Origin of the sequence: Streptomyces sp. NBC_00209, assembly GCF_045206345.1 — a bacterium.
Taxonomy (GTDB): domain Bacteria; phylum Actinomycetota; class Actinomycetes; order Streptomycetales; family Streptomycetaceae; genus Streptomyces.
The window spans coordinates 120,326-133,191 of the sequence record NZ_CP108122.1 but is presented as its reverse complement, the minus strand read 5'-3'; the positions used below and the strand labels follow the sequence as shown (position 1 = coordinate 133,191).

The 12,866-nt window shown below is 69.4% G+C and carries 16 protein-coding genes and 1 pseudogene; 6 read left to right on the top strand and 11 right to left on the bottom strand.

Annotated features, from left to right (window positions below):
* Positions 1-33: 33 nt before the first annotated feature.
* The 5 genes and pseudogenes from OG867_RS32400 to OG867_RS32380 all read right to left on the bottom strand — a co-directional run.
* Positions 34-1,002, bottom strand: a complete 969-nt coding sequence (locus OG867_RS32400; protein WP_331720402.1) for a hypothetical protein — start codon at positions 1,000-1,002, stop codon at positions 34-36.
* A gap of 1 nt (position 1,003) precedes the next feature.
* Entirely contained in the window at positions 1,004-2,362 is a 1,359-nt protein-coding gene (locus tag OG867_RS32395; protein ID WP_331720401.1) for a VWA domain-containing protein, read from the bottom strand.
* A 439-nt stretch (positions 2,363-2,801) separates the two neighbouring features.
* On the bottom strand, positions 2,802-3,287 hold the full coding sequence (locus OG867_RS32390; protein WP_331720400.1) for a hypothetical protein: 486 nt from the start codon (positions 3,285-3,287) through the stop codon (positions 2,802-2,804).
* The gene (locus tag OG867_RS32385; RefSeq protein WP_406291321.1) at positions 3,284-3,826 is read right to left on the bottom strand and encodes a helix-turn-helix domain-containing protein; all 543 of its coding nucleotides are present in this window, start codon (positions 3,824-3,826) and stop codon (positions 3,284-3,286) included. Before OG867_RS32385 ends, OG867_RS32390 begins: the two co-directional genes overlap by 4 nt.
* Before the next feature lie 741 nt (positions 3,827-4,567).
* Positions 4,568-4,741: pseudogene (locus OG867_RS32380) on the bottom strand (TetR/AcrR family transcriptional regulator); the annotation flags it as partial.
* A gap of 26 nt (positions 4,742-4,767) precedes the next feature.
* On the opposite strand from OG867_RS32380, the gene OG867_RS32375 reads away from it, so the two are divergent.
* Together OG867_RS32375 and OG867_RS32370 are read left to right on the top strand one after the other, a co-directional pair.
* Positions 4,768-4,938, top strand: a complete 171-nt coding sequence (locus tag OG867_RS32375; protein WP_328904668.1) for a hypothetical protein — start codon at positions 4,768-4,770, stop codon at positions 4,936-4,938.
* Positions 4,874-5,434 carry a GNAT family N-acetyltransferase gene (locus tag OG867_RS32370; protein ID WP_406291319.1) on the top strand — a complete coding sequence of 187 codons (561 nt, stop codon included), beginning with the start codon at positions 4,874-4,876 and terminating at the stop codon, positions 5,432-5,434. The genes OG867_RS32375 and OG867_RS32370 overlap by 65 nt, the downstream gene beginning before the upstream one ends.
* On the opposite strand, the gene OG867_RS32365 is transcribed toward OG867_RS32370, so the two are convergent.
* Genes OG867_RS32365 through OG867_RS32340 form a run of 6 tightly spaced genes read right to left on the bottom strand, consistent with a single transcriptional unit; the run spans position 5,394 to position 8,656 of the window.
* Complete coding sequence (locus OG867_RS32365) at positions 5,394-6,275, bottom strand: protein-L-isoaspartate(D-aspartate) O-methyltransferase (RefSeq protein WP_331720398.1); 882 nt, start codon at positions 6,273-6,275, stop codon at positions 5,394-5,396. The two genes, OG867_RS32370 and OG867_RS32365, sit on opposite strands and share 41 nt — an antisense overlap.
* On the bottom strand, positions 6,272-6,526 hold the full coding sequence (locus OG867_RS32360; RefSeq protein ID WP_331720397.1) for a hypothetical protein: 255 nt from the start codon (positions 6,524-6,526) through the stop codon (positions 6,272-6,274). Before OG867_RS32360 ends, OG867_RS32365 begins: the two co-directional genes overlap by 4 nt.
* Positions 6,526-7,488, bottom strand: coding sequence for an ATP-grasp ribosomal peptide maturase (gene tgmB, locus OG867_RS32355; RefSeq protein ID WP_331720396.1), 963 nt, complete (start codon positions 7,486-7,488; stop codon positions 6,526-6,528). Before tgmB ends, OG867_RS32360 begins: the two co-directional genes overlap by 1 nt.
* Entirely contained in the window at positions 7,488-7,784 is a 297-nt protein-coding gene (gene tgmA, locus OG867_RS32350) for a putative ATP-grasp-modified RiPP (protein ID WP_331720395.1), read from the bottom strand. The genes tgmB and tgmA overlap by 1 nt, the downstream gene beginning before the upstream one ends.
* Positions 7,785-7,796: 12 nt before the next feature.
* Positions 7,797-8,249 carry an ATP-binding protein gene (locus tag OG867_RS32345; RefSeq protein WP_331720394.1) on the bottom strand — a complete coding sequence of 151 codons (453 nt, stop codon included), beginning with the start codon at positions 8,247-8,249 and terminating at the stop codon, positions 7,797-7,799.
* A complete protein-coding gene (locus OG867_RS32340) occupies positions 8,246-8,656 on the bottom strand; it encodes an ATP-binding protein (protein WP_406291315.1) in 411 nt (136 codons plus the stop codon). Before OG867_RS32340 ends, OG867_RS32345 begins: the two co-directional genes overlap by 4 nt.
* Before the next feature lie 364 nt (positions 8,657-9,020).
* Here OG867_RS32340 and OG867_RS32335 point away from each other — a divergent pair, with 364 nt between their 5' ends.
* The 4 genes from OG867_RS32335 (at position 9,021) to OG867_RS32320 (ending at position 12,830) form a co-directional block, all read left to right on the top strand.
* The gene (locus OG867_RS32335; RefSeq protein ID WP_331720392.1) at positions 9,021-9,890 is read left to right on the top strand and encodes a helix-turn-helix transcriptional regulator; all 870 of its coding nucleotides are present in this window, start codon (positions 9,021-9,023) and stop codon (positions 9,888-9,890) included.
* Between the two features lie 17 nt (positions 9,891-9,907).
* Positions 9,908-10,105, top strand: coding sequence for a DUF397 domain-containing protein (locus tag OG867_RS32330; RefSeq protein WP_331720391.1), 198 nt, complete (start codon positions 9,908-9,910; stop codon positions 10,103-10,105).
* An 88-nt stretch (positions 10,106-10,193) separates the two neighbouring features.
* Positions 10,194-10,694 (top strand): GNAT family N-acetyltransferase, encoded by a 501-nt coding sequence (locus OG867_RS32325; RefSeq protein WP_331720390.1) that lies wholly within the window; start codon positions 10,194-10,196, stop codon positions 10,692-10,694.
* Between the two features lie 111 nt (positions 10,695-10,805).
* Complete coding sequence (locus OG867_RS32320; protein ID WP_331720389.1) at positions 10,806-12,830, top strand: S9 family peptidase; 2,025 nt, start codon at positions 10,806-10,808, stop codon at positions 12,828-12,830.
* The last annotated feature ends 36 nt before the right edge of the window (positions 12,831-12,866 follow it).

Sequence of the window (12,866 nt, the reverse complement as noted above, 5' to 3'; positions counted from 1 at the left end):
CGGCCGCCCGATCGGCCTCCGGGAGCGAGGCCGTCAGCGGATGCGGGGGCTGCCATCCTGTCCGAGGGGCCCGGCCTGTCCTGGTGGGACGACGGACGGTCCGGTGTGGAAGGGAGGCAGTGGCAGCCCACCGGGTGCGTGGGTGTGCGGCACCTGGTGGACGGGCGACGGCTGCCAGGCGGCATGGGGCGGTGGGCCTGCGGGCACGGCTTCGGGCGTGCGGGCGGACCTGACCCGCTGCTGGGCCACGGAGCCGGTTCGGCGGCGCGCGGCGCCGAGGGCCAGAGCGGCGATCACACCTCCGACCAGCGCGCCGGGCATCGCCCATGGCGGCAGCCCTTCGCTTGTCGCGGCGGCGGTGGCCGTGTCTGTCGCCGGCCCGGGTGGCGTGGACACGGTGGCGGGCTTCGGCTCGGCAGGGACGGCGCCCGCCGGAGTACCGGGGTTCCAGGAATCGGCGGGTCTTGGCGTGACACCGGTGCCGGTGCCGGCGGACACCGTGAGCGGGAGCGTGTCGCCCTTGGTCCGGGTGGCTCCGCCGATGCCGACCTGGACGTAGTAGGTCCCGGCTCGCTCGATGGGCTTGTAGTCGACGGTTCCCACGGTGCATTCGGCGGTGAAGGTGCCGCCGCTCCGCGCCGTGGCGTGACCGCGGTAGATCATCTCGGTGCCGCCGGAACCGCCGTCGCACAGGATGGGCCGCCGAGTGGGGTCGTAGATCCGCACGCCGAGCCGCTCGTAGTGCGGTGAGGGGCCGGGGTCGTAGCCGCCGGGCACCTCGACCGATGCCTTGACGTCCAGGCGCTGGCCGGGCTTGAGGGTGATCTTCCAGAAGTGGAAGTCGCCGACCGTCAGCTGCCGCTGGGCGCCCTTGTCGAGGGGGGTGCTGCTGTTGAACGAGTAGCCCCCCGGCGATCCCGTGTCGCCGTCGGCCGCGTTCGCGGTGCCGGTGGCAAGGAAACCGAACGCCGCGGCGGTCATGAGTGCGGTGCGTACGCGCATGTCAGGCTCCCCTGCGGCGGTTGCGGGCGACGACGGATCGAATGGCCATGGTCAGCAGGAACGCGGCTGCGGCAGCGAGGGCGAGGGCCGCTGGGCGGTCCATGAAGGACGTGGCGGCCGCGGTCGTCTCGGTGGCCTTGGTGGCCTCGGCACGGGGGCTGTCGGTGGCCGGGGGTGCGGTGGGCTGTCCGGCCTCGGCGCCCGCACCGGTGACTCGCTCGTCCGGTGTTCCGTCGGGGCGGACGGCCTGGTCGGCAATGCCGACGGCCACCTCGACCGGCTCGGCCTGCCCTGTCCGGACCTTGCTGTGGATCCGGGCACAGACCTCGGTGCTGTCGGCCCCGGCGGGGATCTTGTCCCATGGCAGGCGCTCGGACTGCACGCCGCTCGACATGATGTTGGACCACCGGTCCTCGACCGCCGTCTCCGTCCCCCACACTCCGGCCTGGCCGGGCAGCGACAGCTGAACGTTGACCGACGTCGGGGTCTCCCATGCGCCGGACGGAATGACGGAGCCGGAGAACCGGAGAGACTGTCCCGGGTGCAGCGCGACCTTGTACCAGCGGGACTCGCCGTTGCGGATCTTGTCGAGGTACTGCCCGGGGGCAAGGGTGGGGGCACTGGGGCAGTCCTTGCCGCCGCTGGTCCTGGTGCCGCTCCGCGCGTACGGAGTGAGGGCGCGTTTCACGGACTCGTCGAGCCGGTCGGCCAGTTCGTCCGCGTCACCCGCGTCCACGTAAGTCCCCTTCGTGGCCTTCGCGATGCACGTCAGCTCGCGCTTGGCGGCGGCGTTGACTCTCAGCCCGACGGTGTCGATGACCAGGTCGATGCCGGCACCCTTGAGCTCACGGGCGACCTGGCACGGGCTCGGCGGAGCGCAGTTGTCCTCACCGTCGCTGACGAGGATGATCCGGCGTGGTCCGGTGTCCCCGAGGTCGGCGGCCGCGGCCTGGAGGCTGCGCCCGATCGGCGTCATCCCGACCGGCTCCAGCGCCTGCACCCGGGCCAGCGCGGACGCCTTCGCGTCGGTATCCATCCGGCCGACAGGGGCGAGGAGTTCGGTGTCCTTGCACCCGCGGCTCTTGGCCTCACCGGCGTACTCGGACCCGTACACACGCAGCCCCATGGCCGTCCCGTCGGGTGTTCCGTCGAGGAGACGGCGGACGGCGGTCTTGGCGGCCGCGAGTCTGGTCTGCCCGCCCGCGTCCTTGGTCGCCATCGACCCGGACACGTCGAGCACCGTCTCGATACGGGGCGGCGCCTTCTCCGCGGAGGGTGCGGCCCCGGCCGGTGTGCCCGCCAGCACGACGGCGGCGAGAGCCAGGGCGAAGACGGCCCGGAACCGCGCGGGTGCACTCATCGGGTGCCCCCCTCGGCCCGGGCAGTCCCTACGAGCCTCTCCGAGCCGTCATCCGCATGCGCTGCGGCTTGCACTCTGCGAACCTCTGCGGGCCATCGAGGCATGCGGATATCCCCCATATCATCAAAAACCAAGGGGACTTGACCCCTCGTCGCATTCACAAGAGGGAAGATATAACGTTGCTTTCGCAAAGGCAAGGGAGTCCTGAATCATGTACCCCGCGTGCCGACCGGAATCAACCCGGGCCTGTCAAGTACTGGGCTGAGCCCCTCGGAGTTTTCGCGTGCGACGGATCGCCTCTCGTTCACTACCCGATCGCCCACCCCGCCGCCCCCAGTGCCAGAGGAGGGAGTGGGGGTAGACCGGGGTCGGGTCGGTGATCGGGATGGGCGGAGGGCCTGGGTGTGTCGGGCCAGATGAGGCGGCATCGGGGCTGAGATCAGTGGACGGCCTTGAGGCGGCTTTGCCTGGTCATGGGCGTGACGTTTCCCTTGGCCCTGGCCTCGGCCTTGCGGGCCTTCTCGTCCAAGTGGAGCTGGAAGCGGCGTTCGTAGGCGTCCTCGAAGTCACCGAGGTCCAGTCGCATGTCATCCGGTGTGGCCTTGATGGCGCGCTGCTGCTCGCGGGGGTCATGGAACGCGGCGATCATCGGGTGGAGTCGGAAGCGGCCACGTCGGATGACGGTGACGAGGCGGGCGGCGACCAGGTGCGGCATGGCGCGGCTGATCATGCCGCGTTCCATGGCGAGGCCGGCGGCGAGCTCCTCGTGCGTGGCGGCCACGAGCCCGCCGGGTTCCTGCTCGGTCATCATGTGCAGCAGCAGGGCATACGCGGTGGGAGGAAGCCGGGGGACGTACGCGAGGCCGTTGAAGCTGCCCCACAGCACGTTGCGGCGCGGAACCCATTCCTCGGCAGCGGGCATCATGACGTGGCCTTCCTTTCCCCATCCGACTCTTTGCGCGCTTCAAGTTTCGCGCCGGGAGCGGCCATCGCCCGGAACGCGCCGGGCGCGTCCGGATCCTCCATGATCTCGCGCAGCAGGTCGAGTTGCTCCACCCTTTCGCCCATACCCGCCTTGGAGCGCCTCTTCTCACCCTCGCGCGGCTCCCTGAGCCCTCCCCTGAGCGAAGCGGCGGGGTTCAGTTGGTAGTGGCCCCGCCGGAGCCTTCGCAGCGCCCCGTCGTCTTCCAGGACGCTGAAGGCCCGGCTGATATGGGAGCGGCTGTACCCGAGGACGTTGGCAACGTCCTCGTGGGTTGCCTCGATCAGTCCTCCCGGCTTCTGAGATCCCATGAGGGTGAACAGCACCACGAGCACGAATCGGTCGCTGTCGTAGTGCACGGCGGCCCAGCGCATGAACTCCAGACTGTCCATGGAGAACGCCTCGCCAATGAAGCCGGTGCTGGCTCCGATCGGGTAGACCTGGGCGGCATGCCCGGCGGGTAAGTCGATCGTGGAACCCAAGGTTCGGTTGTACGCGGTAGGCGGAGGCTTCGGGCGACGCCGACGCGGGTACGGCACGCCGGGCAACTTGGGCGCTGTTCCGCCGTCCAGAGGCCCTGAACTCATGGGGTCGCCGCCTTCCCTGGCCATCGTGACGTCAGAACTCTATCGAGTTCCGTGGCATTAGTGACACAAAAAACCGGCAGTGCTGCCACCAATGGGGTCGAACGTCAGTCCAGATCTGGCGCGCAGCCCGCTTCCATGCCTGCACGGCAACTGACGCACCTCATGGAGTTTCGTGGCAGTAGTGCCACAAAACGCTGTCGATGGGTCAGGAGCAGCTGACATCCAGTCCGAGTTATGTCAGTCCAGAACTGACATAACTTTTCACGGCCAACGCTCTGACCTGCGAAAATGCCTGGATCTTCTCTATAGAGCGTGCGCGCGCGTGATAACGCTCAGAGCGCCCCTGATCAAGCACCGACACGCCGCTGCTCACCGCCTGAAGGGCTGGTTACGGCTGCTTCGCGTGCGATTCCGTGGGGCCCCTCGGACCGTAGGGGGCATCAGCGGATCTGAGTCTCGGGTGGCCCGGACCGTGACGGACAAGCAAGAGCAGGAGGGGCTGACCAGGTGCCGGGCTCCGCCGCCCGGCCCGAGGGGCCGAACGGCTCGGGTACCTCCGCACGCCGGAGTCAAGCCGACCCATTTCTGCACTTCCGTTCTGTGGCCGAGGACGAACCGGCGGCCGTGCGCGTTCTTTCAGGGTGTGGGTGCGGTGAGACATCCCTGGACCGTGGGTCCGAGCCAGTCCATGATCTCGTCACGGTCGAGCGCCACGCTCGCCGGGAACCGCGGTACGTAGCGTGTCAGCGCGAGCCCCAGCACGGCCGAGGTGCGCAGTGCCGCCCGTGTGGGCGCCTGCTCCGGATCGGGGACCAGGGCATCGAAGGAGAAGCACCGTGTCGCTGAAGAACGTCAACACCATCCTGACCACCGCCTACGCCCTGTTCGTCGTCTACCTCGGGCTGTCCTTCATGCTGGGCACGGAAGCATTCACTCCTGCTGATGGAGACCGCCATGGAGGCAGTGTTCCGCCCGGCAGTCCCGGCCGACCTGGACGCCGTGACTGAGATCTACACGTACTACGTCCGCCACACCGTGATCACCTTCGAGGAGACCCCTCCACCAGCGGCCGCCTGGCACCAGCGGCTCGACGACCTCGCCGCCCAGCACCTCCCCTTTCTGGTGGCCGAGTTGTCCGGCGAAGTCGTCGGCTATGCCTACGCGGCCCCTTGGCGCCCCAAGCCCGCCTATCGGAACACCGTCGAGAACTCGATCTACCTCGCCCCCGACCGGACGGGCCAGGGTCTTGGTGGAGCGCTGCTGGAAGCCTTGCTGACCGCCTGTGCCGGGACTCGCGTACGGCAGATGATCGCGGTCATCGCGGACGCCGGCACCGACGCCTCGGTCGCACTGCACCGCCGTTCCGGCTTCACCGAAGCGGGCCGGCTGGTCGCCGTCGGCTACAAGCACGACCGCTGGATCGACACCGTACTGATGCAACGAACGCTCGGCCCACACAGCGCTACAACACCCCCACCCACCCCCCACGCGTCAGCGTCGTAACGCCCTCCGGGGTGACGGTGACCCCCGCCCCGTACACCGGCAGCTCACCCTCCTCAATCCACCGCCACCGCACCGCGTCGAGCAGGTCGTACAGGCGGCGCGGGCCGCCCTGGTGGACGGTGGCGGTGCGGTCGCCGGGGTGGGTGGTGGCGCGGGCCCAGGAGCCGTCGGGGTGGAGCATCCACGCCATGCGGCTGCCGCCGGACCCCGTGCCGGTGCGGTGTTCGATGCCCGGGGCGAGCAGGGTCAGCATCGACCACACCTCCCATGCCCGCATGACGTCGAGCACGGGGAACGGTGACACGCTCGTCTCGCCTTCCGTCTCGGAGCTGCTGACGAACAGCTCGTTCAGCGGGGGCGGATAGGCGTTGCCGGTACGTGTCGCCATGAACGCCGCCCGGTCCCACTCGACTCGCCCGCGCGCACCGCCGTCCTCGGTCTTGTCGGCCGTGATGATCAGGCCGGTGCCCGTGATGGTCGTGACGAGACGGCCGCCGGGCGCGAGGGCGGCGAGCCAGGTCGCGGGGATGCGGGGGACCGACACCATGGAGACGATCCGGTCGAAGGTGCCGGGCAGCTCGCCGGTCCCGTCGGCCGTCACGACGACCGGGTGCCGGCCGATCCGGTCGAGCCGTTCGGCAGCCGCCCGCGTCAGGTACGGGTCGACGTCCAACGTGGTCACCAGCCGGTCGTCGCCCAGCCGGTGGCATGCCAGCGCCGCGCTGTACCCGGACCCGGTGGCCAGGTCCAGCAGCCGGAGGCCGGACGCGAGGCGGCCGTGCCTCAGCATCGAGACGACGAGCCCGGGTTCGGTCGAGGACGACGTGGGATGCCCGGTCACGACCCGCTCCGGGGCAGCCTGGTCCGCGTGCGTGGCCCCACCTTGGTCACGAGCGTGCGGTTCGCGTACGCGGCGCCCGCCCAGCCCTCCTCGTCCGCAGGCCCGTCGACGGCCTGCCACCCGCCCCCACCGGGCGCGAACCACCGCTCGACCAGCACATGTCGGGGCGTCTCCCGCACCGGCTCCCACCAGTCGGACCCCGGGTGGGTCACATCGGCCGCCAGCGAGGCGGCGTACGGCTTCCAGTTCATCAGGTCGCTCCTTCGAGATCGTGCGCGATGGCCTCGGCGATCGGCAGGTCTGTCGCCCCCTGGATCCAGTCCCACTGACCGCACGGGTTGACCTCCAGGAACGTCCACCCGCCACCGGGTCCAACGACGAAGTCCGCCGCCCCGTACCGCAGCCCGAGCCGGCGCATGAGGAGTCGCATGCCGACGGCCACCGGGGTCGGCACCGACGTACGCGAGTAGGCCAGGGAGCCGTAGTCGCTGCGCCAGTCCTCGTGCCCCGCATCGCTCCCGGCGTGGATGGCCGCCGCGAACATCCGGTCACCGACCACGGTGAGCCGCACCTCGTACTCCTTGGCGACCCAGCCCTGGAACAGGTGCGCCGTGGTGTCGATGCCCCGAAGGTCGTGGAGATCGGCGCGCTTCAGGCGCTTGGTGTACACCGACTTGAGCAGGCCGCCCTCGATCAGTACGGGAGAGGCGACCGGCTTGCACACCACGTCACCCAACGCGTCGGCGAAGTCGAGCACGTCCTGCGGCCGGTTCGTGATCAGCGTGGGCGGGATGCGTAACCCGCAGTTACGCGCCTCGGCGAGCTGCACGGGCTTGTACTCGGCGCGGGCCATGGAGGCGGGGTGGTTCATCCACCGGCACTTCAGCGAGGACAGAATGCCGCCGAGCCCGGCCCGGGCCTGGGACGCGGCGAACCTCTCCTCGGGCCCGGAGAGTCCGTCGGGAAAGCGGAACGCCCCGGGGGAGCGGTAGTACACCGTGCCGACCCGCACCAGGTCCACCGCTCGGTGCTCGGTGGACAGCGCGCCCGTCCAAGCCGCCTCCTGGTCGATCCTTCCGGCCAGCGAGAGCCGCTGCGGGAAGTCCGCGGTGTCCATGCGGAAGACTTCGGCCCCGCGTCGCCGGAGCTCGGTGACGACCCGGTCGGTGGGCCAGTCGTCGGCGGCGGCGATGACGAGGATGGGTGCGGCCATCAGTCCTTCGGTCCCTCGTCCAGCGGCGGCGGGTTGATGGTCGAGCCGTCGGGGACGGTCGGCGAGTGGGTGTTGGCCATGCATGTCAGCAGGCCCCCGTCGTACGACAGGTTGACCTGACGCCCGTGGTCGTAGAAATGGGCCGGGACACGGACCGCCCCGGTCGCCTCGGGCACCCGGGCGAACCGCAAGACCCATGGCCGGGTCAGGGGGCCGGAAGGCGTCTCCGCGCTGTAGGGGATACGGCCTCCGGGCGGGTTGAGGGGGAACGCTTCGCGCTGCTCGGCGGTTGTCATGGTCTTCTCCATTCAGTCGGACGGGCCCGAGCCCGGGGTGACCAGTGCGCGTACGGTCTTGCCGTTCGCGCAGTGCGGGAGGAACCAGGAGACGCTGCCGCCCAGGCGGTGGACCTCCCACAGGCCGCGCCCCCTCAGTCCGCGCACGGCTTCGCCGAAGTCCGGGAACGCGGGGTTGGAGTCGCTGACCTCGATGAGGAGCTGGCGCCTTTCGGTGAGTGCGAGGCGCAGGCGGATGTCCATGACGTGCCCGGCTCGGGTGCACCCGTGGACGAGCGCGTTACGGACGAGCCGGTCCGTGATCTCCGTAGCGGCGCCGATGCTGCCGTCCCAGCCGAGCACGGTCAGACAGGTACGGGTGTGGATACGGGCGAGGCCCCCGGCGCTGCTGGTCGGCGGGAGATCGATCAGCCATTCCTGCAGTACGGGCGACTCACGGACCGGCTCCGCCGGAAGAGGCTTCACGCGCAAGCCTCTTCGGTGAGGGAGAGCGCACACCAGATGACCGCACCACCGTCGCCGACTCCCCAGTCGTCCGCGACCGCTTCGACGAGGAAGAGGCCCCGCCCGCACTCGTCGAGGGCGGAGGCATGTCGCACCGTCGGGGCTACGGCCGTCCCGTCCGCCACCTCGATGCGTACCACGTGTGCGGTACGGAGAACCCGCACCCCGATCGCCTCCGCGCGCCCGTACCGCAGCGCGTTCGTCACCAACTCGGTGATCAGAAGTTCGACGCTGTCCGTCAGGCGCTCCAGCGCCCACAGCCGGAGGTACGACCGGGCGATGAGGCGCAGCCGGCCGGGCCACCGCCGGTCGCTCTCCGTGAGCTCCGCCCGGCCCGGGGGAGTGGAACGGGCGATGCTCACTTCCATGCCGCCGATGATCGCTTCGGCCGCGCCGGGGGATCCGGGGCGTACAGGCACCGGCGCTCGATCCGCTTTTGCGAGAGCCATGGGCAGTCCTCCGTGGGGGTGTGAAGAAGGAGCGGGAGGAGGGCGCCTCTCGCACAGAAAAGCGAGTTTCCGCACTTCACAGTCACTGCAAGTGCCGATGCGACTACCGTGGCGCATTGGCGAGTTACTGTGCAAGCGCGTTGGCGACTCCCGGGGAATTGGCACATGCCTGACCCCCAACAGGGCCTTGTTCAAAGGGGGGTACGGGGTGGGACACTCGGTACACGCCCCCTGCCGAGGCCGGGCACAGTGCGCGACGAGCACCAACAGGGAGAGGGCAGCAGTGGCAGCGAAGCGCGGAGCTACATTCCGGCGGAGAGAACTCGGCAAGGAGCTGAGGAAGCTCCGGGAGAAGAAGGGGCTCACCCTTCAGGACGTGGCGGGCGAGCTGAAGTTCTCGCACACGAAGCTCGCCCGGGTCGAAATCGGTGAGAACGACCTGCCACGGGTGGGTGATCTGGAAGCGCTCATCGACTTCCTGGAGCCGGACCTCCCCAAGGAGGACCTGGAGACGCTGCTCCAACTGCACCGGGAATCGCTGAGCAAGGAGCCCTGGACCCCGTACAAGGCGTTCATGCCGTCAAAGATGCCGACTTACCGGGGCCTTGAGCAGGACGCCACGGTGATGCGAGCCTTCCAGCCCAGCTTCGTCTTCGGGCTGTTCCAGACGGAGGCGTACGCGCGGGCGCTCTACCAGACCGCGAAACCGGTTGATGAGACCACCAGCGAATACATCGACCAGAACGTGAGGCTCCGTCTCGAACGGAAGGAGCTGATCACCCGCTCCGAAGACCCTCTGGAGCTCCGCGTCATCATGGACGAGACGGCCGTCCGACGGATGGTCGGGGGCCAGGAAGTCATGCTCGGTCAGTACAAGGAGATCGCGGATCTCGGGGAGTTGGACAACGTCACGATCCAGATCCTGACGCATGACGTGGTCACGTACCGCTCCGAGAGCAACTTCATCCTGCTCGACTTCGCGGGCGCACTCGACCCTGTGGTTCAGGTCGACATGTGGAACACGATCAGTGTCACCGACGAGCGGTTCGACGTGCAGCGGAACGTCCGCCGTTTCGATGCCATGCGCGACAGCGCCCTGCCTCCGGCACGCACAGCCGGGTTTCTGCAACAACTAGCACGAGAGTGGAAATAGCCATCAATACACACGCCATGAACCCCGACCTGTCCGCCGAGCCGGCCTGGTTCACGTCCTCGTACAGCAACGACTCCGGTGGTGCCTGCGTCGAGGTCGCCCTGGCCGGCGCCGATGCCGTGGTCCGAGTCCGGGATTCCAAGGACACCGCCATCCCCGGTCTGAAGGTCACGGAGACGGCGTGGGCCGCCTTCACCGCTGATATCAGCAGCTGAGCGCTGCTCCGGACCCGAGAGCGGTGGCCCCTGCGTTCGAGAGGGGCCACCGCCCGGTCTTGTCCGTGCCCGAGCATAGGGTGTCGCCATGCCGTATGTGCCGATGCCGCCCCGCCTTGACACCGCTCGGCTGATGTTGCGTCAGTGGACCGAGTCCGACATCGATGCCCATCGTGGGCTCGTCGCCGAACGGGGCGGTGGCATGTCGTCGATCGAAGACAACCGGCGGATGATCGAGGGTCAGCGGGCCGCGTCGGCGCTGACAGGGATGGCTCTGCTGCCTGTCGTCCGCCGCGATGGGGGCGATTTCATCGGGTACTGCGGGCTCACTGTCGGCCGGGCTTCCGTTGGCGAGCCGGAGATCGCCTATGAGCTGTTTCGGCGCGTGCACGGACAGGGCTATGCCACCGGGGCGGCGTCCGCGGTACTCGACGCGGCGATCGCGACAGGGCGGAAACGGCTCTGGGCGACGGTGCGTCCCTGGAACGCGCCATCGTTTCGCGTGCTCGAGAAGCTTGGGTTCCAGCGCGACCACGTCTCGGCCGACGACCGTGGCGAGCTGGTGTGGCTCACTCGTTCCCTGCCGTAGGAGACACGGCCGCAGGAGACACGCCCGCGGTTCGCTCGAAGTGGCTCCGCCACGTCCTCTCGGATCGTCGGCCCCTGTCACACCTCGGCGGCGGCGGGCAGGATGATGGTCATGATCCGCGGCTTGGATGACGCCACCCCGTTCCACGACCTGTTCGCCACACATCCCCGCCTGACCGACTTGGTCCTGGCGCCCGACGGAACGCGCCTGATCGCGTCCGTGCAGACCATCAACGGCCAGGGAAACAGGCATGTTTCGAGGCTGTGGGAGGTGGATCCCGCAGGCGAGCGCGAGAGCCGCCTCGTGGCCCGCTCCGCGCAGGGCGACTTCGCTCCCGCTTTCGACGCCGACGGCACGCTGCTGTTCCTCTCCGGCCGCGCGAACACCGATTCCGCCGCTGAGGAGAGCAAGAGCGAGAGCGAGAGCCAGGGCGTCGGACTGTGGGCACTGCCGGACCGCGGCGAGGCCAGGCAGATCGCCCAGCACCCGGGAGGGATCTCCGCCTTCGCCGTCGCCAAGGACGCCCGCACGGTCGCCTACACCGCTGACCTGCTGCCCGGCGCGGTGAACGCCGAGGCGTACGCCGCACTTCTTCGTGAGCGCGAGAGCGCCATGGTCAACGCGGTTCTGTACGAGGCGACCGCGACCTGTGCCTTGGGCGCGGGCCCCGGCCCCGACGAACCCCACACCTTCGTCCTGCACCCCGACGGCGCTCCGGTGAACGCCGGCAGCCAGGGTCTGGCGGGCCCAGGAGACATGGCGCTCTCGCCGGACGGATCGCTGGTGGCCCACGTGCGAGCCGCGACGGGCCGAGCGCCCGACACGAATGTCGTGGTGGTCGCCGACGCGACCACCGGCATCCAGCGCCACACCTTCTCGCGCCCCGGTCATCAGTACTACCGCTCGGAGTTCACCGCCGATGGCTCGGCGCTGGTCTGCCAGCGCCAGCGAGAGGAGACCTACGACACGGAGTGGCGAGTCACGCTGGTCGCGTTCGACCTGGCTTCAGGTGAGGAGACCGACCTGCTGCCGGAGTTCGACAACTGGCCGTGGCCCGGACGGGCGGTCCTCTCGCCGATCCCTGGGGACGCCACGCTGTGGTTCACCGGCGACGAACGCGGCCACCGCCCGATCTTCCGCCGCGACGCAGATGGCACCGTCACCCGCCTGACCGCCTCCGGCGCCTACGCCGCGCTTTGCGTGTCACCCGATGGGACCACCCTCTACGCACTGCGCAGCACGATCGAAAGCCCGCCTCAAGCGGTCCGGCTGGACGCCGTCACAGCCGATCAGCACCCCGCCTTCCTCAAGGGCCCCGGCGCCCTCACCCCGCTTCCCGGCACGCTGACCGAAGTGCACGTCGAGGCGGACGACGGTTTCCCGTTGCGCGCCTGGCTCGCGCTGCCCGAGGGCGCCTCGGCCGAGCGCCCGGCGCCGCTGATCGTCGCCCCACACGGTGGACCACAGATGTCCTGGAGCGCCTGGACGTGGCTGTGGAACCCGTGGCCGTTCGCGGCCCGCGGTTACGCGGTACTGCTGCCGGATCCGGCGCTGTCCACGGGCTACGGGCAACGCATGCAGGAGCGAGGCCGAGGCCAGTACGGCGGTCAGCCCTACCGCGATCTCATCGCGCTGACGGACGCGGCGCTGGCACGCGACGACCTCGACGCGACCCGGACCGGCCTCGTCGGCTGGTCCTACGGCGGCTACCTGGCCAACCGGGCCGCGACCCTCACCGACCGCTTCAAGGCGATCGTCACCCACGCCGGGATGTGGAACCTTGAGGCGTTCCAGCTCGACACGGACCTGCACGCATACTTCCGGAAGATCTTCGGCGACCCACGAACGCAGCGCGAACGGTACGAAGCCAATTCGCCGCACTTCCACGCGGCGAAGGTGACGACGCCGATGCTGATCGTGCACGCCGGCAAGGACCACCGCGTCCCGATGGGCCAGGCACTGAGCCTGCACAGCGATCTGCAGCGGCTCGGGACGCCCGTCAGCTTCCTGCACTTCCCGGACGAGGGCCACGGGATCGGGGCGCCGAACCACATCCGCCTCATGTACGAGACGGTGCTGAACTTCCTCGACCACCATGTCCTCGGACAGGTGGTGAGCGGCGACCCTCGCCCGTGACCGCTACGAGCCGTGCGTGAACGACAGGACAGGAGA

Coding starts and splice junctions, on each gene's coding strand:
- OG867_RS32400 (WP_331720402.1), bottom strand. CDS start 1,002: ATGCGCGTACGCACCGCACTCATGACCGCCGCGGCGTTCGGTTTCCTT.
- OG867_RS32395 (WP_331720401.1), bottom strand. CDS start 2,362: ATGAGTGCACCCGCGCGGTTCCGGGCCGTCTTCGCCCTGGCTCTCGCC.
- OG867_RS32390 (WP_331720400.1), bottom strand. CDS start 3,287: ATGATGCCCGCTGCCGAGGAATGGGTTCCGCGCCGCAACGTGCTGTGG.
- OG867_RS32370 (WP_406291319.1), top strand. CDS start 4,874: ATGGAGACCGCCATGGAGGCAGTGTTCCGCCCGGCAGTCCCGGCCGAC.
- OG867_RS32360 (WP_331720397.1), bottom strand. CDS start 6,526: ATGAACTGGAAGCCGTACGCCGCCTCGCTGGCGGCCGATGTGACCCAC.
- tgmB (WP_331720396.1), bottom strand. CDS start 7,488: ATGGCCGCACCCATCCTCGTCATCGCCGCCGCCGACGACTGGCCCACC.
- tgmA (WP_331720395.1), bottom strand. CDS start 7,784: ATGACAACCGCCGAGCAGCGCGAAGCGTTCCCCCTCAACCCGCCCGGA.
- OG867_RS32340 (WP_406291315.1), bottom strand. CDS start 8,656: ATGGAAGTGAGCATCGCCCGTTCCACTCCCCCGGGCCGGGCGGAGCTC.
- OG867_RS32330 (WP_331720391.1), top strand. CDS start 9,908: ATGAACCCCGACCTGTCCGCCGAGCCGGCCTGGTTCACGTCCTCGTAC.
- OG867_RS32325 (WP_331720390.1), top strand. CDS start 10,194: ATGCCGTATGTGCCGATGCCGCCCCGCCTTGACACCGCTCGGCTGATG.
- OG867_RS32320 (WP_331720389.1), top strand. CDS start 10,806: ATGATCCGCGGCTTGGATGACGCCACCCCGTTCCACGACCTGTTCGCC.